Origin of the sequence: Buttiauxella sp. S19-1 (assembly GCF_022134725.1) — a bacterium.
Lineage (GTDB): Bacteria > Pseudomonadota > Gammaproteobacteria > Enterobacterales > Enterobacteriaceae > Buttiauxella > Buttiauxella ferragutiae.
In genome coordinates this window covers 14683-38912 of record NZ_JAHWLU010000039.1, presented here as the reverse complement: position 1 = coordinate 38912, position 24230 = coordinate 14683, and the positions used below count along the sequence as shown (strand labels likewise).

Here is a 24230-nt window from a genome sequence, read left to right as displayed (position 1 = left end):
GCCGCGATAAGGCTGGTGAATTCATCTAAATCGCGAAACCTCACCTCCATTAAATTTAACGACAACCTGGTTTGGCGGCAAGACTGGGGCGGGTATGGTCTATCGGCTGAAACAGGGCAAGTCGTCCAGAGTGTCAAAACAAACGTTGATGGGATGTTCTTTGGTAGCCTGGAATCCAGATGGGGACTCGCGCCGTCAGAAGGTTCAGCTTACCTGGCTAACCCCATTTTTATCATCAATCTGGATAGCGGATTACCTTATCTGAAATTCGACAAACCCGTGTCCCACGTAGCGCGCACGGCTCACGGAAGATTATTGGCCCTGGATACCACTGTTCTTGAGATGAAAAGCGGGACGATTATTGCACAACTGGTTCCTGATACAGGTTACACCGTTGCTGCAAGCGCCTTTAGCTGGAAAGGCGACAAATTGTGGGTCTATTTAAAAAATAACGACGGCGTTGAAAAAGTGATGATCTGGGATGTACCGGAATCATTGCGTGATGCCGCTTTGGGCAAGTCCTATCCCGATCAAGCGAATCTGGATACTTCCGCCGGACAGTGGCGCTAAAAAGTACCGGGCTTCTTTATTCTCAACGGCTTCGGGTATACCGTGTGGGGCATGAGAAACAAAATAAGAGGATTGATTATGAAAGCTGTGGTTCTTGAACAAGTTGACGGCCAGACGCAAGCCGAAGTGAAGCAAATTGCCGTTCCAGCTGAGGAGTTGGGAAATGTGCTGGTCGACGTCGATTGGTCAAGCCTGAACTATAAAGACGCGCTGGCAATCACCGGTAAAGGCAAAATCATCCGCAACTTCCCGATGGTGCCAGGCATTGATTTCGCAGGCCGCGTAGCGAGCAGCAGCGACAGCGCGTTTAGCGCAGGGCAAGAAGTGGTGTTGACTGGCTGGGGAGTGGGCGAAAACCATTGGGGCGGCCTTGCCGAGCAAGCTCGTGTGAAATCTGAATGGCTGGTTCCGTTGCCTGCAGGCTTAACCGCACGCAAAGCGATGATCGTCGGCACCGCAGGCTTCACCGCCATGTTGTGCGTCATGGCGCTGGAAGAAGCCGGCATTACACCGCAAAGCGGTGAAGTGGTAGTAACCGGTGCCAGTGGTGGCGTGGGCAGCACTGCCATCGCCCTGCTCCACGCGCTGGGTTATCAGGTTGTGGCAGTTTCTGGCCGTGAATCGACCCATGATTATTTGCGCCAGTTGGGCGCCAGCCGCATTCTGCCGCGCAGCGAATTTGCAGAAACTCGCCCGCTGGAAAAACAAGTGTGGGCTGGTGCGGTCGATACCGTGGGCGGGAATGTGCTCTCTAAATTGCTGGCGCAGATGAACTACTCTGGTTGTGTCGCTGCCTGTGGCCTGGCGGGCGGGTTCGCGCTGCCAACTACGGTGATGCCATTTATTCTGCGTAACGTGCGCCTGCAAGGTGTGGATTCAGTGAGCGCACCAATTGAGCGCCGAATTGCTGCGTGGGAGCGCCTGGCGAAGTTGCTGCCGGAGAGTTTCTATGAGATGGCGACGACGGAAATCAGCCTGGAGCAAGCGCCTGCTGTGGCTGAGAGCTTTATGAACAATGAGATTCAGGGCCGCACGTTAGTTAAGGTGAAGTAAGCTCTCGCCTCTTTCGCAAACTATCTCAATATTTATAAAAATTGAGATAGTTTGTTGTAGTTATCCCCCTCCACGACTAATCTATCTCAATAATATTAAAAATTGAGATAGATTGATGAAGCACCCTCCAGGCTTAATTCCATTTTCCGCATTCACTGGTGCGCAATTAGAAACCCACCAGCAATACAGCCGTATTCTGGACAATAAAGGCCGTTATTTGCCCTTCGATGAATTTCGCCATCGGGTCAAACGCGGTGAGGATCTGGAGCTAGCCTGGACGCTGACGCGCAACGCCCGTAGCGCTGCCTTACAACCCGTCAATTACCGTAATGAAGCCGGGGAACAAGCAGGGTTCAATATCACGCCACTTATCTCAGAAGTGTGTGAACTGGCGGACAAACACACCACACAAACGGCCTTAAGAGAATATCTCCAACAACTGCCTGCGGGGGGTGCCGAGTTATCGCCATTACAGCTCGATGAATCGATAACCAGTAGCCAGCTTGAAGGGGCCAATACCACGACACTGGTTGCGCGTAATATGCTGGAAACCGGGCGTCAGCCGCGTACCGAAGATGAGCAAATGATTGCCGGGAATGCCCGTCTAATGGCTAAAATCCCCGAACATCTGGCTGAACCGCTCACCATCGAGCTTATCCGGCATTTCCATGCTGTTGGGATGAGCGGCATCAACGACGCGAAATACCAACCCGGCACGTTTCGGGACACCGATGACATTGTGATTGCGGATTACGATGGCAATATCGCCCATCAACCACCCACCGCGGCCACTATTCCCCAACGCCTGCAAGAGGTTTGCGATTTCGCCAACCATACCGACGGGCAATACATTCACCCACTCATTCGGGCGTGCATTCTGCATTTTATGCTCGCGCACGAGCATCCTTTCAGGGATGGAAATGGCCGCACCAGCCGCGCGCTATTTTACTGGTTTATGCTAAAAAATGGCTACGAAGCCTTCCGCTTTGTCTCGATAAGCCAGCTTCTGCATGCCGCGCCGGTTAAATATGCCCATAGCTACCAGTACACCGAGCATGATGGTATGGACATCACTTACTTTCTGGAGCACCAGGCAAGTACCATCAAACGGGTGACGACGAAATATCTCGATTTTATCCATGAAATTATCCGTCGCCGCGCGGCGGTTGATAGCCAACTGGCAGCCTCTGGCGCACTTTCCAGACTGCGACCGCGCCAGATAGCATTACTGAATATTATGTTGTCTGAACCTCAGAGGCTGTACACCGCCGCGGAGGTCAGCCAGCTATTGGGCGTTTCGGATGGTACCGCCCGCACCGCGTTGCGCGTTCTGGTACATGAAGGATTAGCACGACAGGTGCAGGTTAATGACCAACAGACGGCGTATATCGTGGCAAGTGGGTGACGGGGGAAATCACCCAGGCAGCACAATATTACTGTCCGCCAGCGAACCCATCTCATTGTGCATTGCGCACGCGGCATCAACCAGATGCATCGCCAGTGCCGCACCGCTGCCTTCGCCTAAACGCATGCCCATCTGCAAATATGGCTCCAGCCCTAACTTATTCATTGCGATCACTGCACCTTTTTCAGCAGACAGATGCGAAGGAATTAAGTATTCACGCACACCTGGCGCAATCTGGCAGGCCGCCAACGCTGAGGCATAAGACAAGAAGCCATCAAGAACTACCGGCAAACCCGCTGCCGCCGCGCCAAGCATTACGCCCGTCATGCCGACCAAATCAAAGCCGCCCACTTTTGCCAGCACGTCGATACCGTCTGCGGCATCAGGCTGATTCACTTTAATCGCCTGGCGCACGACGGCAATTTTGTGGTGCATTTTGTCAGACGGGAAGTTCGCCCCCATCCCCACAACGTCGTCTGGTGAACAATCCGTTAATACGCTGACCATCGCCGCCGCAGGCGTGGTGTTCGCCATGCCCAGTTCGCCGACGCCAAACAGCGTGACGCCTTCAGCGGCTTTTGCCATGGTGAGTTGCATGGTAGCCAGTAGTAAATCTTCGGCCTGTTGGCGGCTCATTGCCGGGCCTTGCGCGATGTTGCCGCTGCCACGCGCGACTTTCATATCCAGCACGCCAGGCAGTGCGTCGCTGTCGATACCGACATCAACTACATGAATCTCCGCACCGACGGTCGCGCCCAGTACGCATACGCCGGTATTTTTGCGCGTCATGTTCAACGCCTGAATCGCGGTGACAATTTGCGGGGAAATCGCCACACCTTCAGCATACACACCATGGTCGGCACACATCACGAGGATCGCTTTGCGTTTGGTGTTCAGGCCATTTTTCATGCCTGGCATTCCCGCCAGTTGCACCGCTAATGCTTCCAGGCGCCCAAGGCTCCCGAAAGGCTTTAACAGGCCATCAATGTGTTGTTGCGCGCGCGCCATGGCCTCGCTATCAAGCGGGGAAATGGTGGCCAAAAGGGAGTTCAGTGTTTGCATTTTTTTCTCTATACAACGTTATCAACATCGGGACAAAAAATGGTGGATGACGCTACGGTTTTCGTAGGTCAGATAAGCGCAGTGTCATCCGACAAATCGGTTTTCGTAGGTCGGATAAGCGCAGCGTCATCCGACAAATCGGTTTTCGTAGGTCGGATAAGCGCAGCGTCATCCGACAAATCGGTTTTCGTAGATCGGATAAGCGCAGCGTCATCCGACAAATCGGTTTTCGTAGGTCGGATAAGCGCAGCGTCATCCGACAACTAGCGCAACAGTGCCAACAAAAAAACAAGCTCGCCTAACTCAATAGCGGCACCCAGCGTGTCGCCGGTTTGCCCGCCGAGCGTGCGCTTCAACATCCAGCCGAGGCCATATATCGCAAGCAGCGTGATAACCAACGCCAGCAGGCCGGAAGACGGCAGCAAAAGTGTGCATAACACCGCGCCACCCAGCAACGTCAGCAGCGTTTGCGTGCCGGTCACTTTGCCGATAAACAGATTCCCCAGCCCTTTCTCACGCGCATACTTGTGGTTATGCATCAGCAGCACACTGGCGCTGCGCCCGGCGACAGAAGCCGCGGCGAGCAGCGCCAGCATGTTGCCGCCACGCAGCGCCAGTTCGCTCACCACCAGCACTTTTGTCACAATCACAAAAATCAGCGCCAGCCCGCCGTGGGTGCCAAGGCGGCTATCGCGCATGATCTCTAACATCCGGTCACGCGTTCGCGCCGAGAAAATCCCGTCGCAGGTATCCGCCAGGCCATCAAGATGGAAACCGCCGGTCAGCAGCGCGAGCGCCAGCACATAACCCATTGCCGCTAAAGGTAAACCCGCCCACGGTTGCAGCAGCGTGAACACCACCCCCGCTAATGCGCCCAGTACCAGTCCGACAAACGGGAATGTCACAATGCCGCGCACATACTGATGCGTTTCGATACCATCCGCCCAGCGGGCGCGCACCGGAATGCGGCTCATAAACTGCAAGGTGGCGAAGAACAAACGGAAAATCATTTAATTTTTACTCCTATCCCTGAAACCACCAGCCAGACTTCGTCGGCACGCTGCGCCAGGCGCTGGTTGACGCGCCCGGCAATATCGCGGAAATGCCGCGCCAGACGGTTTTCCGGCACAATGCCCATTCCCACTTCGTTAGTGACTAAAATCACCTCTGCCGGAGTTGCCGCAATGGCCGCCAGCAAAATATCGACCTGCTGATTCACCACCTGCTCCATCGACTCAAAATCCCAGTCGTCTTCCGGCTTATCACCCGCCGCGTCGTACATCACGTTGGTAATCAGCGTGGTAATGCATTCCAGCAGCACCGCTTCTTGCGCTGAATTATGCTGATTAATCACCGTGTTTAGGTCGCGATATTGCTCAACCGTGCGCCAGTGCGCCGGGCGACTATCGCGATGGTGCTGAATGCGCGCTGCCATTTCACTATCGAAAATTTTCGAGGTGGCGATATACAACACGCGCTCAAAGTTTGCCGCCAGTTGCTCGGCGTGGCGGCTTTTGCCGCTGCGTGCACCGCCGGTGACGAGTTTCATACTGCTTGCTCCTGATGCTCACGCATGATTTGGTAGATTCTTTCAATATCAATGTGTTCACGCATCGCGTCGGCAAGGATATTAAACTGCTGATCCTTATGCTTTTGAAAGTCGAACACTTCGCCTTGCCAGGCGGTCAGCCCTTTGCGCTGGCGCAGACTGTCGAGCAGGCTACGGGTAAATTCGCCGCTATCAAACAGACCATGCAGATAAGTGCCCAGCACTCGCCCGTCGTCACTGATTGCACCGTCAACGTGATGATAAGGCTGAGTATTGCATTCGGTGAAGGTAGCAAATGGCGCAGTATTTTCACCACGCTGCGTTTCACCCATATGGATTTCATAACCCTGGAGCAAAGTACCGGAACTGGCAGCAAATACGCCCGGAAGATCTGCCTGAACATGGCCCGCCACGCGGGTGGTGGTTTTGACACTGGCAAAACGCGTAACGACATCCAGTAGGCCGATACCTGGCATTTCACCCAGACCGGATTCCACTTCATCGTAAATATGCTGCCCGAGCATCTGATAACCGCCGCAAACGCCCAGCACCGCGCCATTTTTACCGTGATGCGCCAGCAGCGCCTGCTCAAGGCCGTTTTCACGCAGCCAGCGCAAATCACCCAGCGTATTTTTACTGCCCGGTATAATCACCAGGTCGCTGTTTTGCAGTTCGTTTGGTTTGCTGACATAACGCAGGCGCACGTCGGGTTGCGCCGCCAGCGCGTTAAAGTCGGTGAAGTTCGACATATACGGCAGTTGCAGCACTGCAATATCTAAATCTTTCTCGGTCACGGAATCATATTTCCCGCTTTCCAGCACCACGCTGTCTTCATCTTCCAGATCAACGTTCAGCCACGGCATCACGCCAAGAACAGGCACGCCGGTTAATGCTTCAATCTGTTCGATACCGGAATACAGCAGCGCCACGTCGCCACGGAATTTATTAATGATCACGCCTTTGACGCGCCATTTTTCATGTTCCAGCAACAGCGCAATGGTGCCGTAAATGGCGGCAAACACGCCGCCACGGTCAATATCAGCAACCAAAATCACCGGGCATTCCGCCAGTTCTGCCATCCCCATATTAACGATGTCACGGTCACGTAAATTGATTTCTGCCGGGCTACCTGCGCCTTCCAGCACCATCACGTCGTGCTCTGCGGCAAGGCTTTGGTAGACCTCGCGGATTTGCGCTTTCAGTTGCGGTTTGTAATTGTGATAAGTCACCGCATCCATATTGGTGGCGACTTTACCCATCAACACCACCTGCGCTTTACAGTCGCTGGTGGGTTTGAGCAGCACCGGATTCATGCGCACGTCGGGGGCGATGCCTGCCGCTTCGGCCTGGAAAATCTGCGCCCTGCCCATCTCTTTGCCGTCTGGCGTAATGCCGGAATTGAGAGCCATATTTTGCGATTTAAACGGCGCGGTACGCTGGCCGTCCTGGGCGAAAATCCGGCACAGCCCCGCCACCAGCATGCTTTTGCCCACGTCTGAGGCGGTGCCCTGCACCATGATTGAAAGGCTCATCCTGCTTCCTTTGCAACGCGCAAGGCGTCGAATAATTGAGTTTCGGTTTTGCACAGCGGGAACCCAAGTTGGCTGTGCAATTTGACCAGCCACGGCTGCACCAGCCCGGCTTCACGCAGCATGTCGGCCTGGCTAAAGACCGCGCCTGGCTCACCTGCCGCGACAATTTTGCCGCCGTTCATCACATACACGCGGTCACAGACTTCATAAATCAAATCAATATCGTGGCTTGAGATCACCACATGCTTACCTTGCTCGGTAATACGGGCGATGATTTCAATCATCTGCTGACGGCCCGATGGGTCAAGCCCGGCGGTCGGTTCATCGAGCAGTAAATAGTCGGCTTCCATCACCAGCGCCCCGGCAATTGCCACACGTTTCTTTTGCCCGTGGCTGAGATACTGAATCGGTTTGTGGCGGAAAGATTGCGCATCCACTAGTTCAATGGCGCGCTCGACACGGCGGGCAATTTCAGCTTCATCGACGCCAAGGTTACGCAAACTAAAGGCAATATCGCTGTCGATGTCGGTGTAGAAAATTTGCTGCTCCGGGTCCTGAAACACGGTGGCGACGCGCTGGCGGTGCTCAATCAGCCCGGCTTTAGTGTAATTTATCGCTTTGCCCTGCCACAACACCGCGCCCTGTTGCGGCCGTAACACGCCGTTGAGGTTCATAAACAAGGTGGATTTACCGCAGCCATTTTTGCCGACGATCCCCGTCACCGGGGACGCGCCAAAATCGAAGTTTAAACCGTGTAGTACGGTATCGTCCTGATAGCAAAAAGATAAATTTTGCGTGCTAAGCATTGGAGCGGTTCTCACAGGTGGAAATCACCCTGGTAAAGTTTGACATCCAGCGTGGTGGACATTTGCTGGTAACGCAGCAGCACGCGGGTAAATAACATGCTGATTAACATAGCAAGCGAGCGGTAACTGCCAGGCAAGGTACGATAACCGAAACGTAACGACTGAGCACGGTGAATGGCCTGTGCTTCGTCCAACAGGATGAAAATAAAACGCCAGGTGAGCAGGATTTGCTCGGTCAGCAACCGTGGCACTCGTAAGCGTTGCAGTAAGATGATGAGCTGCGGAAACGGCAGATTGAGCACCAGCCAGTAAGTGGCAGCCAGTGCCGCCAGGCTGCGCCAGAACGTCTGGTTCGCCACCAGTAAACCTTGCGCATCAATGCCGATATAAAACGAACCGAGCGGCACACTCAATAACAGTGATTGTGCGTTATGCGATGCGCTGAAAACGATAGTCACTACGCCGATGAGTAAAAAACCCAGCGGCACCGCCAGCCAGCGCAAATAGCGCATTGGCCCGACGCGCAACAACCAACAGGTAAGAGCCGCAAGCATCAACAACCAAAGCGCCTGCCCGACGGGCGGTAACGCAAACGCCAGCATCATCATCAGCAGATACAACGCGAATTTGCGCAGCGGCGAAACTCGGCACCAACGGCTCTGGTAGCTGAGTTTATCAATCCCCAGCATGGTCGCCGCGTCGGCCCCGATAGAACCCCAGAATGTAGAAAATCACCGCCGTGCCGAGAGAGCCTTGCAAGGTGAACAACAGGCTTTCGATTTCGCTACTCGCCGGTTCATAAAGCGGCTGGAACCACGGTTTATAGTCTGGAGCGATGACCTGAATCTGGCCTTCAGCCTGGTCATCAGATCCCCCGTATTCGCCACCGTGGGGAATAAAGAACGGCACCACCATTAATCCCACCACCAGGGCGAGCAAAATCAGCGTTTTTTTCATGTTATTGGCTCCTGGCTGGAAGCATTTGTCGCTTGATGAGTTGGTCGTAAATCATCACCGTTAGCAGACCTTCAGCAATCGCAATCGGGATTTGCGTCAGGCAGAAGATGCCCATAAATTTCAGGCTAGAGCCGGTGATGCCGAAGTGTGGGTCCGGGAACGCCACGCCGAGCTGTATCGAGGTGACAAAATAGGTGGTTAAGTCGGCGACCATCGCGCACAGGAACACGCCCACGTCACGACGAAAACCGGCTTTGCAGGCCAGTTTCCACACCAGGTAACCGACTAGCGGCCCAATCACCGCCATCGACATTCCGTTGGCACCAAGCGTGGTCAGGCCGCCGTGCGCCAGTAATAACGCCTGGAAAAGCAGCACGATGGCACCTAAAACCGCCACCACACCTGGGCCAAACAGAATGACCGCCAGGCCCACGCCCGTCGGGTGTGAGCAGCTTCCGGTGACCGACGGGATTTTTAGCGCCGAGAGCACAAAAATAAACGCACCGCACAGTGCCAACAGCACTTTCTGGTTGCTGTCGTGGGCGACGATTTGGCGTAAACGCACCAGGCCAACATACAAACAGGGCAGGAACAAAATCCACCACGCCAGCGCCCACATTGGCGGCAAAAAGCCTTCCATAATGTGCATGGCGAACGCTTCTTGCGGCACAATGAGCAACAGCATTCCCATGCCTAAGCCGCTTAGCGAGAGTTTTTTAAGTAACGATTCCATGATTTTCCTTTAGCCGTTAATGTCGGGTGACGCTTCGCTTATCCGACCGACATCGACCACTGCTTGTTAACCAAAATGGTCGAAAAATACGGTAATTGCTGGTCGTCCGGCACCGCTTCCAGGTTACGGAAACACTGCTCGTTCGGTAACGTCGCCTCCGCCATTAACACCGCGTGTTGGATGATGCCGAGGTGTTGCAACAACGCTTTGATTTGTGCAAAACGCCCGTACACTTTCATCAACACCACGCAGTCGTGGGCGCGTAATGCCTGGCTTAATTCTTGATGGGAAGCGGTGCACGACATCACCGCCAACGATTGCGCCTCCATTGCCAGCGGCAGTTGTGCGCAGGAAGCAATGGCGGCAAATGAAGTTACACCTGGCACAATTTCCAGCCATTCCGGGTTACCGATTCGCGCCAGCAAAAACACCCAGGTGCTGAATAACATCGAATCACCGAGGGTGATAAACCCCACCTGTTTACCCTGCTCCACTTCATGTTTAAGGGCGGCGGCAGTTTCATCCCACACCACCGCTTTTTCGTCGTTATCGGCACTCATTGGGAAGTGACAAGTGCGCAGCTCGGTGCTGTCACTTAAGTATTCGCGCACAATCGATAGCGCCAGGCTGTCACCGCCTTTGCGCCCCGCGGGCGCGTACAGCACATCAAGCTTGCCGATGATACGGGCGGCGCGAACGGTTATCAGATCGCTGGCGCCAGGGCCGGTGCCAAGAGCATATAAACGCCCGCTCATGCCGCGACCTCAACAAGTGATTTTTCCAGCGCACGCTGCAAATGGTTAACGAACATCGCACGGATTTGCGGGTTTTCCCCCAAACCTTGCAGCCACGCTTGCGCTTCGATTCCCGCTTCCTGCAACTGTGTTTTCCAGGAGTCTTCCTCGTCGGATGCCATGTCGTTAATCGCATGGTCACCCGCCACTAACATCAGCGGCATCAGGTGGACTTTGCGCACCTTTTCTTGCTGCAAGCCACGTACGATCAGGTCGATTTCCGGGTAGCTTTCTACCGCGCCAACGCGGGCGGGGATTTGGCGCGCTGCCATTAAATGGTCAAGACAGGCGTAGGCAGAAAACGCATGGTGACTGGCTCCGTGGCCCATAAATACCACCCGTTCGTCGGCGGCAAGTTTTGGCATCTGGCTTTGCAAGGCATCAAGCAACAACTCGTAGTCGTTGAAATCACTCAGCAGCGCCGTACCTAAGGCCACGCGCTGGAATAAGTGGCTGTATGCCTGCACTTCACGGGCGATTTTTTCGTATTCATCGCCGTTAATCACATGCAGCGATTGCACCGCAATATCCTGATAACCCAGTTCGGCAAGGCGCTTTAACGCTTGCGCGGGGGAGTCGATTTCCAGGTTATCGCGCTTTTTTAACTTGCGGATAATCATGCCGGAGGTAAAGGCGCGGAACCGGTCGCGGTCAGCAAAAGTGCGCCCCAGTTGTTCTTCGCAGGCAACAATATTTTTGCTACAGGTTTCGTGGTAACTGGTGCCGAAACTGATCACCAACAGGGCTTTTTTCATGCTTTCCTCTCTTGCAGCCAGCGTGTCACACGGCGGCTCACATCTTCACGGCTTTGCAGTAATTCGGGTCCAGTGACTAACGGCTGTGGACGAACCACCACCACACAGGGAATGCCGCGCTCCAGCGCCGGATTCACTTTGTCGAGATAGCCGCCTTCGGCACCGGATTCTTTAGTGATCACCACATCCGGTGAGCAGAAGGCGTAAATGGCGGCGTTGAACTCGGCGCTGAACGGGCCGCGCAACGCAATAATGTTGTCGACACCCAACCCCAGAGCTTCACATTCGGCAATCACTTCGCTGGTCGGTAACACCCGCGCCAGTAGCGTTTTGCCCGGCATTCCTTGCTGCCAGGCCGCCAGTTCTTTACTGCCGGTGGTCAGCAGCACGCGCGGGCCATATTCCTGCGCCACGGCACAGGCGGCTGGCAGGCTGGCGACTTTGTGCAGCAACGGGTGTTCCAGGTCATTGAGTTCGCTGCGGCGTTGGTAACGGCTGAGCGTTACCCCCACCGTTTCGCAGGCCGCGGTAATGTTGCGACTGAGCAGTTCAGCATACGGATGCGAGGCGTCAATCACCCAACGCACCGCGTGGCGCTGCAGCCAGTCAGTAATTTCATCGCGGTCGATACGCCCGACGCGGATTTGCCCGCCGATGTCGCCCGCCAGTGATTCGCCAACCGCCGTCGCCACCGACAAGGTGTAGGCAATGCGTTGTTCATCGAGGATTTGGCAGATGAACCGCGCATCACTGGTGCCGCCAAATACCAGCACCGGGGATGCGCCTGGGGCCATCATGTCGGATGACGCTTCGCTTATCCGACCTACGGAATCGAGTGTTCGGTGCATGATGTCTGATGACGCTGCGCTTATCCGACCTACAGAATCGAGTGTTCGGTGCATGATGTCGGATGACGCTGCGCTTATCCGACCTACCGGAGCGAGAGGTTCACTCATAGCTCGTAACCTCGCGGCGTAATCATTAATCCATCGCGCACGAAGGTGGTTTTGTTGCCGACAATCACCAGGCTGGTCATATCGACCGGCTCAAAGTCCATTTCGCCAAAGGTGGTCAGCCATTTTTGTTCTTTTTTGCGCCCGGCGGCTTTCACCACGCCAACCGGCGTTTGCGGCAGGGTAAACTCGCGCATTAATTCGAACGCACGTGCCAGGTGCCCTTCGCGGCCACGGCTGCGCGGGTTGTAGAAGCAGATAACAAAGTCGGCAGACGTGGCAGCAATAATGCGTTTTTCAATAACCGGCCACGGGGTTAATAAATCGCTGAGGCTGATATGGCAAAAATCGTGCATCAATGGCGCGCCGAGCAATGACGCGGCGGCGATGCTAGCGGTAATACCCGCCACAAGACGCACTTCAATATCCAGTTGCTGCGAAGTCACCAGCTCCAGCACCAGCCCTGCCATGCCGTAAATTCCGGCGTCGCCGCTGCTGATAAGCGCCACTTTATGCCCGGCTTGCGCCAGTTCGATGGCGGTCTGGCAGCGTTCGATTTCTTTGCACATGCCGGTTTTGATCACCTGTTTGTCGCCGGTTAATGGCTTCACCAGGTGGGTATAGGTTTTATAACCGACGACAATTTCCGCTTCCTGCAAGGCCGCAATCGCTTCCTGGGTCATCATGGCTTCACTGCCGGGGCCAATGCCAATTACCGTTAACATCTGTCTGAAACTCCTAAAGTTATGGTGACGCCCTGCTCGCGCAGCGTGTTGCCCACCAGGTTTCCGTTGCTCATCAGCCACGCAGCGGGTTGTGACACGCTGCCCACGCCGACGGTGAGGCGCACAAATTCCGACGCCGGAAAGCGATATTCATGCTGGGCAAGTTGGTCAACGCTAAAGATTTCGAAAGGGATTTGTCGCAGGTGTGCCAGTTCTAACAACGCGGGTTCGTCCTGCTTGAGGGACACACTGCCAATCGCCCGCAAGGCTAGCGGGTCGAAATGATTGGCCGCCAGTTGCTGGTTTAACAAGCTGGCGACGGTGTGTGGCACGGTATCACGACGGCAGCCAATCCCCGCAACCACGCGCTTTGGCACCACTTTAAACAACGGGATCGTCTGTGGAGGTAACGCATCGCGCAGCGTGACGCACACCAACGCATCCAGCTCTGGCAGCGCATCAAGATTGTCGACCGGGATAAAACCGCGCGTGTCGTATCGATCGGCATGTGGCGCAAATTCGCTGTCCCACCACAGGCCAACGCGCTGTTGGCTGACCAACATTTGGTTGATGGTTTTCACCGCCTGGCGGAAATCCTGCATTGTGGCGTCAAGCGCTGCCGCCAGCGTATCGAGTGCCGCCAGTTGGTTAACATCGGTGGCGGTGGTAATGACCGGATCGGCCCCCAGGGTGGCGGCGAGCTGGCGCGTGAGTTGATTCGCGCCGCCAAGATGGCCGGAAAGCAGGCTGATCACATGCTCGCCGCGTTCATCCATCACCACCACCGCCGGGTCGTGCAGCTTGTCATTCACCAGCGGTGCAATCACCCGCACGACGATTCCCGTAGCGGCGATAAATACCAGCGCCGAATATTGACTAAATGCCTGTTGCACGGTTTGCGCGAAGCTGCCGCCGAACGGGATAAACCCCGGTTGCAGCAGTTTTTCACTGGTGAAACAGGTCAGTGGATGGGTCGCGCGCAACCGTTCGGCTAACGCCACGCCGCCAGGGGTGAGACAAAACAGCGCCATCGACTCAGGCTTTGCGGTATTCATGGCTGAACCCTGCGTCATAAAGTTTCGAGTAGTGGTACTCCTCGCCGAGGAATGCCCCGACCATGATCAGCGCGGTTTTGCGAATTCCTGCTTCACGCACTTGTTCGGTGATGGTGGTCAGGGTGCCGCGTAACACCTGGCAGTCGGGCCAGGTCGCTTTGTAGACCACCGCGACTGGCGTATCCGCAGGGTAACCCCCTTCAATCAGGCGCTCTGCCACGCGGTTAATGCGCTGCACAGAAAGGAAAATCGCCATCGAAGTTTGGTGCTGTGCGAATGCTTCTAACTGTTCGAGCGCAGGCATCGGCGTGCGGCCTTCAATGCGCGTGATAATCAAACTTTGCGAGACTTCCGGCACGGTGTATTCCACGCCAAGTTGCGCGGCAGCCCCCAGAAATGCGCTCACACCCGGCACGGAAACATAGCCAATTCCACGCTCAGTCAGCATTTCGCCCTGCTCACGAATCGAGCCGTACAGCGAGAGATCGCCGGTTTGCAGGCGTACCACCAGCTTGCCCGCGTTTACGCCGTTCTCCATCAGTTCAATGATTTCTTCAAGATTGAGTGCGGCGCTGTCATGGCATTGCGCGCCTGGCGGACAGTAGTCGAGCAGTTCAGGGTTAATCAGCGATCCGGCGTAAATCACCACTTCCGCTTGTTGCAAAACGCGGTAGCCTTTCAGGGTGATCAGTTCTTTGTCGCCTGGCCCCGCACCAACAAACCACACTTTGCGGGTATCAAATTGTTCAGTCATGGCTTCCTTCCTTGAGGCAAGAAATCAAATACGTGGGGTTGTTCGGTTTGAAGTAGTGCCCGCTGCCAAGTCTGGTGAATTGCGCGACCTGCAATTGCAGACAGTCAACTTCGCTCACAGCGCACTGCTCGAGATGCGCTAAGGCGCAGGTTAAGTTTTCCAGCAGAATAAAGGTCATCACCAGCCGCCCGGCAGGATGCAAATGGGCCAGCGACCAGTCGATAAGCTCGGTTAATTGCCCGCCGCTGCCGCCGATAAACACCGCATCGGCCATCACATTCAACTCAACTGGCGCGTAGCCGCTGATGATTTCAACGTTCGGGCAGTTAAAGAGCTGGCGGTTTTCCGCCATTAACGCCAGTGCATCGGGGTTGCGTTCAATCGCGCTAACTTGCAATTGTGGGTAGCGTATTGCCGCTTCCAGCGACACGCTGCCGGTGCCAGCGCCGATGTCGATCAAGTGCGTGGCGTGCTGTAATTGCAGGCGATCCAGCGCCTGAGTACGCACCACTTCTTTGGTCATCGGCACGCGGGCACCGCGTAAAAAAAGTTCATCTTTCATTGAGGATCACCACTACGTTCATCGCGTAGCTTTGCGCCACATCACTGGCTGGCAAGCGATGGATTCGTTCATCCGCTGACGACAGGTTCTCGCCAATAATGAGCGTCGGGTTCAGGCCACGCATCAGCATGGCCTGGGCGATGGCGTAAGGATCGATGATTTGGTCCGTCACCATTGCCACTTTTTGGTGCGCCGCAATGGCATTGAAATCAGGTTCACGCCCGTGGCTGCTGGTTATCCATAAGTCGTTCATATCAACCGCCGCTTTGGCACATAGATATTGGATAGAGCTAATGCCTGGCATAATGCGTAGCTGTTCGGGCGGGAAATTCGCCGCCAGCCGTTTGCCGATGCCGTAAACCAGCGGATCGCCCGAGGCCAGCACCACGACACGCTTATCCAGGCGCTCGCGGAGCCAAGAAATTAAGCCGTCAAGATCGCTATCCAGCAGACGGGTTTCAGCGCCGATATCAGCAAACAGCGCCAACTGACGTGCACCACCGACCAGAATCTGCGCTTCATTAATTGCAGCGTGCGCCTGCAAAGTGAGGTATTCCGTGGCACCAGGCCCAATTCCGACCACGGTTAGCATCGCTTTTCTCCCGCTAATTCCCCGGCAATCTCTGCGACCGGACGGCTGCTGCCTAACACCTGGTTTTCGAACGAGAACAAAATGGCGTCACATTTTGGCGGGGATTGGGTAAAACGCAGCATCTCGGCAACGCGCTCACAGATACGCATTGCCAGGCGTTCAAACACCCTTTGCCAGCCCTGTTCCGTAATGATTTCGAGCGCCGCTTCGGTGGTGTCGCACTGGCTGACGGCTTCGAGTAACGCAAACGGCGCGCCCATTAACGCGAGGTGAGCGACCAGCGTTTCCATGCGCCCGTCGGCGATGTGGCTGTGGGTGTGGAAAATTCCGGCGGCGACTTTCACCAGTTTGCCGGGGTGGCCAATCAGCACGATATGGCGATATTCGAGGCGCACCGCTTCCTGAATCATGTAGCCGACAAAGTTACTCATCGTCACCACGCATTCACCATCCAGTTGCAGTTGTTCACGCACAAAGCGTTCGCCGTGGTTGCCCGGCACCAGAATCACTTTATCCAGCCCGGCTGCGCGTTTCATTTCCAGCTCTAACGCCAGCGAACGCTTCCAGCTCTCTTCAGACATCGGCATCACAATGCCAGTGGTGCCGATGATTGAAATGCCGCCCAAAATCCCGAGGCGATGGTTATAGGTTTTCTGCGCGCGCGCCTCGCCTTCCGGGGCAAAAATTTCAATTTCCGCACCGCGCTCAGGGCCAATCACTTCACGCACCGCCGCGTCAATTGTCTGGCGCGGCGTGCGGTTGATTGCTGATTCGCCAATAGGCAAGCCGATACCTTTGCGTGTGACCACGCCAATACCGGTGCCGCCGCGCAGGGTGATAGTGCCGCTGTCGTTGAGCTGCACGCGGGCAAATATCAGCATGCCGTGGGTGGCGTCGACATCATCGCCGCCGTCTTTGCGGATAGCCGCCGTCGCCTGTAGGCCTTCGATGACGGGCATTTCAACGTTGAGGTGTAGCGTGACGCCAGACGGTGTCACGATTGAAACCTGGTCAATGACGTGCTGGCGCAGCACCATTAATGCAGCGACTTTTGCCGCCGCCGTAGCGCAAGAACCGGTGGTGTACCCTTTGCGATACGCTTTACCTTTATGCCAGACGCAATCGGCAGGTTGTTCGCTCACTGAGCCTCCCGCAGGCGATAAAGCAGCGCATTGACAATCGCCGCCGCAACGTTGCTGCCGCCTTTGCGCCCACGCGCCGCAATCGCTGGTAAGCCGCTTTCCACCAGCGCTTCTTTGGATTCTTCCGCCCCGACAAAACCGACTGGTACGCCGATTACCGCCGCCGGTTGCGCGCCTTTTTCCAGCAAGCGAAACAGTGCGGTAGGCGCGTTGCCGAAGACGAAGATCTTTTCGCCCTGTTCCTCTAAGGCAAGATCCACTGCCGCCATCGAGCGGGTCACGCCCTGTTCTTTGGCATGAGCCACCACGCGTGGGTCGCTGATATAACAGCGGCAACTGCAACCAAACTCGGCCAACAGGGTTTTATTAATGCCTGAGAGCGCCATGGTGGTGTCGGTGTACAAGGTGCAGCCGCGCTGCAAACTGTTTGTCAGTTGTGCAATGACATCCGGCGAAAACCACAGAATATCCAGCCACTCGAAATCGGCGGTGGTGTGGATAACCCGTTTGATTATCGCTTCCTCGGTCGCATCGTTAAAACGATACGCTGGGTGCTCAGCAGCAATTATTTCGCTAATGATTTCAAAGCTGTGTTGTTCAATAAGCTGCGGTTGTTGCAGGTAGTTCATCGGGTGTCCTTAAGCGATGCCGAGCACGAGCGCGCGCATGGCGGCAAAGAGCAGTAAAGCCAACAGGGAAGCCAGCATCATCAGTTGAATAGTGCGGGTAATGTCGTCGATGGCGACGCCGCGCTGCTCATCGCCCATCCACGGTTTTTCTACCCGCTCGCCAAAATAGGTGTTCGGCCCGCCGAGCCTGATCCCTAGTGCGCCTGCAACCGTGGCTTCAGACCAGGCACAGTTTGGGCTGCTGTGTTGATAGCGATCGCGCCAGCCAATGCGCAGAGCCTGACGGGGATTAGCCCGTAAGCAAAAAGCGGCGATGGTCAGTAGCAGCCAGCTCAGGCGAGCAGGAAAATAATTGGCAAGGTCATCGAGCCGGGCGCTGACATAACCAATGGCACGGTATTTTTCAGTTTTGTACCCCACCATCGAGTCCAGCGTGTTGACTGCTTTGTAGGCCATCGCCAGCGGTGCGCCGCCTAACAACAGGAAAAACAGCGGAGCAATCACGCCATCGACACTGTTTTCAGCCACGGTTTCTACCACCGCGCGAGTGATTTGCGGGCGCTCAAGTTGCGAGGTGTCGCGCCCAACAATCCACGACAATTTTTCGCGGCTTTCGGCAAGGGTTCCATGTTTGAGGGCGCGGTAAACGTCGAGTGCGGCATCGCTCAGGCAACGTGCGGCAAGTACGGTGTAAATCATCCACACTTCGACTAACCACCCGAGCCACGGATGCAGCAGATTGGCGAGATACAACACGCCCCAGCTCACGCCCCATGTGGCGCCGACTACCACCAGCCACAGCACGCCACCACCGATTTTCAGCGCGCGGTCACTTTTGCAGAATTGGCGAATAATGCGTTGGGTTACGGTGATTAGATTGCCTATCCAGCGCACCGGATGAGGCCAGTGCGGCGGGTCGCCAAACCAGTAATCCAGCAGCCAGGCCACAGCCCAGGCAAGCAATGTCATAGGTGATTCCTCGCAAGCGTTAGCCAGGGGGTGAGCAAATTCGCGCGTTGAGCGAAATGGACATGCAGGTAGCTGGCAAAAGTCGCCTGCTGCTGAACGCCTCCCTGCCAGCGGGAAACGGCGACACCATCACGCCATTTGCAGCAATCCAACGCTGCGGGCAACGGGCCGTTGAAATCGGAGTAATGAAATTCGTGGCCACGCAAGGTTTCGCCTTTTTTCGCCAGCAAGGTGTTTTGCACAGCGGTGGCCTCGCAATAGCCAAAACGTGTCAGGCGTTGGCCCATCTGGCTATGGCCTGGCAACACGCCGCACATCGCGTGGGTTTCGCCTTCGCTGTCAGTCAGCGTTTCGCCCAAATACATTAAGCCGCCACATTCGGCATACAGCGGAATGTGCTGTTGATGGGCAGCTTGCAGGGATTCGCGCATGCGACTGTTCGCGGCGAGTTTTGCCACATGGACTTCGGGGTAACCACCGCCAAGCCAAATCATCTGGCAGTCAGGGATTTTTGCGTCATGCAGCGGGCTGAAGCGCTGGATTTTCACCCCGGCGTGCTCGAGCATTTCGAGGTTATCGGGATAGTAGAAGTTGAAAGCTTCGTCTTCAGCAAGGGCGAGTGTTAGCCCGTCGGCCAGTGCGGCATCGGCAATGGCGGGCGCAACACCCTGAGGCAGGGTATTAAGGCGAGATAACGCCAGAAGATGGTCGAGGTTAACGGTTTCTTCAATTTGCTGCGCCAGGCGCTGCCAGCGTTCATCTTGCGGGGAGTGTTCTTGTGCCGGAACCAGGCCGAGGTGGCGCGACGGTAACTCGACATCGGCCATCACCGGCAAGCGCCCTAAGACGGGCAAGCCGCAGTAACGGGTGATGGCATCAGCAAGTAACTGGTAGTGGCTGTCGCTGTTGACGCGATTGAGGATAACGCCTGCGATGTTTAGCGTTGGGTCAAAGCGCTGGAAGCCCATGACAGTGGCGGCAATGGAGGTAGACACCGCTTTGCCGTCGACCAGCAATATCACCGGGCAACCGAGCTGTTTTGCCATCGCGGCGCTGCTGCAATAGTTGGGGTCGGTGCCGTAGCCGTCGTACAACCCCATCACCCCTTCGATGACGGCGACATCTGCGTGCTGCATTTGTTTAGCGAACAAACCATTTAGCGTGGAAGTGGGCAACATGAAAGCATCGAGATTGCGCGAGGCAATGCCGCTTACTGCACTGTGCCAACCGCTGTCGAGGTAGTCGGGGCCAATTTTGAAGGGTTGAACGCGAAGGTTGCGTTGCATGAAGGCGCGGAGCAGCCCGAGCGTGACGGTGGTTTTACCACAGCCGCTGCTGGTGCCTGCAATGACGAATGCGTGTTTTGCTGCCGCTGCCATGGTTGCCTTATCACTGTTTCGGCAAAGCACGGATGTCAGCACGTACGCGCACCCTGAGGCTGCACGCATCTGATGACAACTGACTTCCCACCGAAGGAGTTGTTGAGAATAAGGATGACAAGTCGGTCTTCTGGCTTAGCGTCTCTCTCGCCCGCCCTTCCCAATCATTAGATCAGTGGTTTTGCGGGTTCGTCGGCATCACAGCAGCGGGGGCTGCGGGGGATTGTCACCCCCTTCCCAGCCACGGACTATTTTGGTTAATCGCGTGGCATAAACGAGTCAGTTATTGCGAGCGTGACCTTCAAAGCATCACACTCTTAAATATTTAAAAGCAGACACAGTGTAAAAGCTAATAGATTTCGAGAGTTGCGCTATGACAATTTTTACTGATTTTTTAATCTTTACGGTAAATGTCGCTGACGCGTATCTGCCCCCCAGAAACTGGGGATAAAAAAAACCGCCTGGCGGCGGTTGGTAAAACTGTTGGAAAAACTCTGCGTAGGTCAGCTAAGCGAAGCGCCATCCGACAACACTGGCGCAAACGGTGGATGACGCTTTCGCTTATCCACCCTACGACAGCTAATTAATCGGCCTTGATTTCGCCCATTACTTTCAGTTTTTTGGAAATTTCACGACGCTCTTTAGACAGTTCAGCGTTTTTGATGATGTAGTCATCAACACGGTCTTCATAGTCGGTTTTCATGCTGGCGATGATGCCTTGAATAGCTTCAATGCTCATACCCGGTTTGATGTAGTCGCTCAGGTTATCAAGCAGCAGAACACGTTTTGAGTTATCGCGGATCTTTTTCTGTACGTCCTGGATTTCACGCTGCAGTTTGTTTTTGCGACGGAACAGACGCACGAACTCAAGCACGTCCTGGAAAGATGGTTTGATTGGTTCCATTTTTATACCCCTGCTAATTTCATACTCGGATTCGTTAAGACAGCCGCCATAAGATAACCTTAATGGTAGCGGCAGCCGCTGATAATTCATTGTTTCGCTATCTTAACCTCAATTGCTGCTGAATCGAAACCAGCAATTCACACCAGGCTGAGCAATTATTTGCGTAACGCGCGACAGATCAACTGCGACAGCAATTCTAGTTGACGAGCAAGTTCCAGACTCAGCCAGACGTAACCATGAATAGGCGTTTCCTGAAGTTTCCCATTTTGGCCATTTTGTATGAGCTCGCGCAACTCGCTGACGATTTCAGTCAGCTTTTCATTGTTCGCTGAAATCGTCGACGGGTTGCCATCGTGCAAGGCCAGTGCGATGGCGGCAAGCGTGCCCTGGGTCATTTGTTGCGTTTCGCGCAGCGTGTGTGCGTTGATCATCAGGAAGTGGCTTTCCCTTGATGCCCAGTAAGCGTTGACCTGCAACTCAAGAGTGCACACCAGATTGCGGCTGACGGTTTGTATTGCCTCGAAGATAGACTTTTGAATATGCGTTTCTTTGCTGCTTGGCCCGATGAGTGCACGCATTCTTACGACATCACTCAACACTTTGTGTAAGTGTTTTTCAAGCCTTGGGCGCTCTAATAAATTAGGTGAGAAGCCCGCGTTGTAAACCCGACCAAAGGCGGTGACGAAGTTCGCCATTTGTATGCGCCAGTGGATAAAGGCGCGCTGTGGATAAATGCTGGTAAATAACATCGCCAGCAACGAGCCGAAGATAACATCGCCGCTGCGCCAAAGGGCAATTTCCATGTCTCCTGCCGGTGCGCCAACCACCACCGCAAGGGTGATGCCAATCAGCAGAGCTTGATACGGGCGTTTCCCCAGCGCCAGATAGCCGCAGATGAACATGGCAATGGCACACCACACCAACATCAGCGGTAGCGAGAACAGCTCAAGTTTTAGCGCCACAAGTCCCATGACTGCACCGCATATCGTCCCACCAATGCGCTCAAAGGCGCGTGGCACGACGTTGCCCCAAAAAGAGATCGGCCCCATGACCACCACAAGCGTGATCAACGGCCATGTCCCTTCGGGCACTTTCAGAAGATGAACAATAAGAAAGGTGAGAATAAAAGCCAGTGCGATGCGGATCCCATGCACGATACGGTAATTGCGGTATATGCGGATCTCAAATGGGCTTAGTGATTTGTCAGGACGCACACTCAGTTCCCCAGAAAATAAAAAACGGGATTGTACCTGTTTTTATGGAATGAACATCACAAAGTTAGGGGGCATAAGCCCCCTTTAGCATCAGACTTGATCTGCCACCGGAATATACATGTCTATTTCCCAGACTCCACTTTCTGAACCATCGTTAAGATAGTGTTCGAAGCAGGGTTTTCCGGTTATCTGGTAGCTATTATTAGCAAGGACGCTGTCAAAAAACAGATTCCACGGCTTGGCAAAGTCGTTGTCATCCACGCGGGCGCGTGCCACCGCATACTGGCCGCCCTGGATGCTCGTCACAATCACGCCTTCACTGTTATCCGGCACGGTAAAGTTTTCAGCCACCGAGACCACGGTGTCGCAGCGCAGTTTTTCTGCGGGTACGACGTCGGGGTTGTCGTAATAAACCGCCAGCCATTCTTCCCCGGCTATCTGGTGGGTTTTGACCCACAGGGCAAGTTGCTCAAAGCCCTGATGGACCGTTTGTTCCCACGGCCCAACCATATGAAAACCAGCGACTTTACGTTCATTCACTTGTTGTACGTTAAATTCCATATGACCTCCTGACAGATTTAAAAAATACTGTATGTTTATACACCACTCTTGTGCAGGGAAACAATCCATTGTCAGGGTGATGTGGTTGCTTTGCGAGCAGGATCGCTTTTTGAAAAACTTTCGCCTGTAGATCCGCCTGTAGATCGTAGTACAGACCAGCCGTTCAGATGAAAAAAAGGGCCGACATGACTGTCGACCCATTTAACACTGATTAAGGAATTACAATTTGTGGCTCAGATAGTCGCTAAACCGCGACCATGTGCTGCCCTTTTTGACGCCCGTTAGCGTCACCAACGGCCAGTGGGCAATCAGCTTGTCGCGATCAAAAAGCTCGATTTCACCCACATGTTGGTTGGCAGCAATCGGCGCTTCGATCTCTTGCTTGTCGAGGACATATTTGGCTTTAATGTTAGGGACTTCAGATTTTGGCAGCGCCAAAAAAACATCCTGATTTGTACCGACTTCGATCTGTTTTTTATCACCGTACCAGATAGCCTCAGTACCAATTTTTTTGCCTTTATGCAGAACCTGTACGGTATCGAAATTATCCTGGCCCCAGTGCAGTAATTTACGCGCCTGATCTTCGCGCCCTTTCGGGCTTTCAGCGCCCATGACCACCGCAATTAAACGGCGCTCACCGACCACGCTTGACGCAATAAGATTAAAGCCAGCGCTCGCAGTATGGCCGGTCTTCAGGCCGTCCACATTCAGCCCTTTGTCCCACAACAAACCATTACGGTTCTGTTGCGTGATGCCATTCCAGGTGAGGCTGCGCTCGCTATACATGTGATAAAACTCGGGTTCACCGTGGATTATTGCACGCGAAAGTACCGCAAGATCATAGGCTGTGCTGTGCTGGCCAGGTGCATCCAGACCATGAACCGTTTCGAAGTGGGTATCGCGCAGGCGGAGCTGCTGCACGTATTTGTTCATCATCGCTACAAATTGTGGCTGCCCACCGGCGACGTAATCTGCCAGAGCAACACAAGCATCATTCCCTGAATCAATAATTAACCCGCGGCTGAGGTCATGGACTGTCAGTCGGTCACCCGCTTTCAGGAACATTAGCGACGAGCCATCAAATACCGGATTACCTTTTGCCCAGGCATCTTTGCCGACAGTGACCATGTCGTTTGCCGTGATGCGGCCACTGTCGATGGCACGATCGACCACGTATCCGGTCATCAGCTTGGTCAGACTCGCCGGGTTGCGTCGCACATGCTCATTTTCCGCTGCCAGAATTTGCCCGGTGGTGTAATCCATCAATACCCAAGAGCCCGCCTGAATTTGTGGAGGGGGTGGCGCATTAACAAAGGTATCGTCGGCAAAAGCGGAGTGAGCAGAAAGTGACAGCAAGGAACAGACAACAAACAGACGGATCTTCAACGATATACCCTCAGTAACAAAAAATTCAGCCGCCACTTTTACTGCAGTTTGCGACTTTTTTCGCAATTAAATTGCAAAAAGATATGAATGAGAGCGCTCGCATACAGTTGAGGAATATACTATTCCGTCATCGCGAAGACTTCTTGCAGGGCGGTTAATGGTTTACCATTGGCGGTTGCAGTACCTGAT

General features: G+C 54.6%; 27 protein-coding genes and 1 riboswitch. Of the genes, 3 read left to right on the top strand and 24 right to left on the bottom strand.

Annotated features, from left to right (window positions below; genetic code table 11):
* The 3 genes from MES37_RS11080 to MES37_RS11070 all read left to right on the top strand — a co-directional run.
* The coding region (locus MES37_RS11080; protein ID WP_237931429.1) for a hypothetical protein at positions 1–570 on the top strand (570 nt) is incomplete at its 5' end.
* A 78-nt stretch (positions 571–648) separates the two neighbouring features.
* A complete protein-coding gene (acuI, locus tag MES37_RS11075; protein ID WP_237931427.1) occupies positions 649–1623 on the top strand; it encodes an acrylyl-CoA reductase (NADPH) in 975 nt (324 codons plus the stop codon).
* A gap of 115 nt (positions 1624–1738) precedes the next feature.
* A complete protein-coding gene (locus tag MES37_RS11070; protein WP_237931425.1) occupies positions 1739–3028 on the top strand; it encodes a Fic family protein in 1290 nt (429 codons plus the stop codon).
* Positions 3029–3037: 9 nt separating this feature from the next.
* Here MES37_RS11070 and cobT read toward each other — a convergent pair whose 3' ends face one another.
* The 24 genes from cobT to dacD form a co-directional block, all read right to left on the bottom strand.
* On the bottom strand, positions 3038–4090 hold the full coding sequence (gene cobT, locus MES37_RS11065) for a nicotinate-nucleotide--dimethylbenzimidazole phosphoribosyltransferase (RefSeq protein WP_064545336.1): 1053 nt from the start codon (positions 4088–4090) through the stop codon (positions 3038–3040).
* A gap of 263 nt (positions 4091–4353) precedes the next feature.
* Positions 4354–5097 (bottom strand): adenosylcobinamide-GDP ribazoletransferase, encoded by a 744-nt coding sequence (cobS, locus tag MES37_RS11060; protein ID WP_064545358.1) that lies wholly within the window; start codon positions 5095–5097, stop codon positions 4354–4356.
* Positions 5097–5639, bottom strand: coding sequence for a bifunctional adenosylcobinamide kinase/adenosylcobinamide-phosphate guanylyltransferase (gene cobU, locus MES37_RS11055; RefSeq protein WP_237931423.1), 543 nt, complete (start codon positions 5637–5639; stop codon positions 5097–5099). Before cobU ends, cobS begins: the two co-directional genes overlap by 1 nt.
* The gene (locus MES37_RS11050) at positions 5636–7171 is read right to left on the bottom strand and encodes a cobyric acid synthase (protein WP_237931421.1); all 1536 of its coding nucleotides are present in this window, start codon (positions 7169–7171) and stop codon (positions 5636–5638) included. The genes cobU and MES37_RS11050 overlap by 4 nt, the downstream gene beginning before the upstream one ends.
* Positions 7168–7977 (bottom strand): ATP-binding cassette domain-containing protein, encoded by an 810-nt coding sequence (locus MES37_RS11045; RefSeq protein ID WP_237931419.1) that lies wholly within the window; start codon positions 7975–7977, stop codon positions 7168–7170. The genes MES37_RS11050 and MES37_RS11045 overlap by 4 nt, the downstream gene beginning before the upstream one ends.
* An 11-nt stretch (positions 7978–7988) precedes the next feature.
* Positions 7989–8666 carry an energy-coupling factor ABC transporter transmembrane protein gene (locus MES37_RS11040; RefSeq protein ID WP_064545328.1) on the bottom strand — a complete coding sequence of 226 codons (678 nt, stop codon included), beginning with the start codon at positions 8664–8666 and terminating at the stop codon, positions 7989–7991.
* Positions 8653–8934: an energy-coupling factor ABC transporter substrate-binding protein gene (locus MES37_RS11035; protein WP_064545326.1), complete on the bottom strand. Its 282-nt coding sequence runs from the start codon at positions 8932–8934 to the stop codon at positions 8653–8655. Before MES37_RS11035 ends, MES37_RS11040 begins: the two co-directional genes overlap by 14 nt.
* Position 8935: 1 nt before the next feature.
* A complete protein-coding gene (gene cbiM / locus MES37_RS11030) occupies positions 8936–9667 on the bottom strand; it encodes a cobalt ECF transporter S component CbiM (RefSeq protein ID WP_064545323.1) in 732 nt (243 codons plus the stop codon).
* 38 nt (positions 9668–9705) lie between these two features.
* The gene (locus tag MES37_RS11025) at positions 9706–10422 is read right to left on the bottom strand and encodes a cobalt-factor II C(20)-methyltransferase (RefSeq protein ID WP_237931417.1); all 717 of its coding nucleotides are present in this window, start codon (positions 10420–10422) and stop codon (positions 9706–9708) included.
* The gene (gene cbiK, locus MES37_RS11020) at positions 10419–11216 is read right to left on the bottom strand and encodes a sirohydrochlorin cobaltochelatase (protein ID WP_237931415.1); all 798 of its coding nucleotides are present in this window, start codon (positions 11214–11216) and stop codon (positions 10419–10421) included. Before cbiK ends, MES37_RS11025 begins: the two co-directional genes overlap by 4 nt.
* Entirely contained in the window at positions 11213–12010 is a 798-nt protein-coding gene (locus MES37_RS11015) for a cobalt-precorrin-6A reductase (protein ID WP_237931433.1), read from the bottom strand. Before MES37_RS11015 ends, cbiK begins: the two co-directional genes overlap by 4 nt.
* A 158-nt stretch (positions 12011–12168) precedes the next feature.
* Entirely contained in the window at positions 12169–12894 is a 726-nt protein-coding gene (locus MES37_RS11010) for a precorrin-3B C(17)-methyltransferase (RefSeq protein ID WP_237931414.1), read from the bottom strand.
* A complete protein-coding gene (gene cbiG, locus MES37_RS11005) occupies positions 12888–13949 on the bottom strand; it encodes a cobalt-precorrin 5A hydrolase (protein WP_237931412.1) in 1062 nt (353 codons plus the stop codon). The genes MES37_RS11010 and cbiG overlap by 7 nt, the downstream gene beginning before the upstream one ends.
* Complete coding sequence (locus MES37_RS11000) at positions 13930–14703, bottom strand: cobalt-precorrin-4 methyltransferase (protein WP_237931410.1); 774 nt, start codon at positions 14701–14703, stop codon at positions 13930–13932. Before MES37_RS11000 ends, cbiG begins: the two co-directional genes overlap by 20 nt.
* Positions 14696–15265: a decarboxylating cobalt-precorrin-6B (C(15))-methyltransferase gene (locus tag MES37_RS10995; protein WP_237931408.1), complete on the bottom strand. Its 570-nt coding sequence runs from the start codon at positions 15263–15265 to the stop codon at positions 14696–14698. The genes MES37_RS11000 and MES37_RS10995 overlap by 8 nt, the downstream gene beginning before the upstream one ends.
* Positions 15255–15857, bottom strand: coding sequence for a cobalt-precorrin-7 (C(5))-methyltransferase (locus MES37_RS10990; protein ID WP_064545308.1), 603 nt, complete (start codon positions 15855–15857; stop codon positions 15255–15257). The genes MES37_RS10995 and MES37_RS10990 overlap by 11 nt, the downstream gene beginning before the upstream one ends.
* On the bottom strand, positions 15851–16999 hold the full coding sequence (cbiD, locus tag MES37_RS10985; RefSeq protein WP_237931406.1) for a cobalt-precorrin-5B (C(1))-methyltransferase CbiD: 1149 nt from the start codon (positions 16997–16999) through the stop codon (positions 15851–15853). The genes MES37_RS10990 and cbiD overlap by 7 nt, the downstream gene beginning before the upstream one ends.
* On the bottom strand, positions 16996–17628 hold the full coding sequence (locus MES37_RS10980; RefSeq protein ID WP_237931404.1) for a cobalt-precorrin-8 methylmutase: 633 nt from the start codon (positions 17626–17628) through the stop codon (positions 16996–16998). Before MES37_RS10980 ends, cbiD begins: the two co-directional genes overlap by 4 nt.
* Before the next feature lie 9 nt (positions 17629–17637).
* Complete coding sequence (gene cbiB, locus MES37_RS10975) at positions 17638–18597, bottom strand: adenosylcobinamide-phosphate synthase CbiB (protein WP_232886709.1); 960 nt, start codon at positions 18595–18597, stop codon at positions 17638–17640.
* Complete coding sequence (locus tag MES37_RS10970; protein WP_237931431.1) at positions 18594–19976, bottom strand: cobyrinate a,c-diamide synthase; 1383 nt, start codon at positions 19974–19976, stop codon at positions 18594–18596. Before MES37_RS10970 ends, cbiB begins: the two co-directional genes overlap by 4 nt.
* A 109-nt stretch (positions 19977–20085) precedes the next feature.
* Positions 20086–20265: riboswitch (cobalamin riboswitch) on the bottom strand.
* 294 nt (positions 20266–20559) lie between these two features.
* Entirely contained in the window at positions 20560–20880 is a 321-nt protein-coding gene (locus MES37_RS10965; protein WP_064545298.1) for a DUF496 family protein, read from the bottom strand.
* Between the two features lie 155 nt (positions 20881–21035).
* Entirely contained in the window at positions 21036–22094 is a 1059-nt protein-coding gene (locus MES37_RS10960) for an FUSC family protein (protein WP_064545296.1), read from the bottom strand.
* A 90-nt stretch (positions 22095–22184) separates the two neighbouring features.
* On the bottom strand, positions 22185–22655 hold the full coding sequence (sbmC, locus tag MES37_RS10955; protein ID WP_064545295.1) for a DNA gyrase inhibitor SbmC: 471 nt from the start codon (positions 22653–22655) through the stop codon (positions 22185–22187).
* 219 nt (positions 22656–22874) lie between these two features.
* Positions 22875–24041, bottom strand: a complete 1167-nt coding sequence (dacD, locus tag MES37_RS10950; protein WP_064545354.1) for a serine-type D-Ala-D-Ala carboxypeptidase DacD — start codon at positions 24039–24041, stop codon at positions 22875–22877.
* Between the last annotated feature and the right edge of the window lie 189 nt (positions 24042–24230).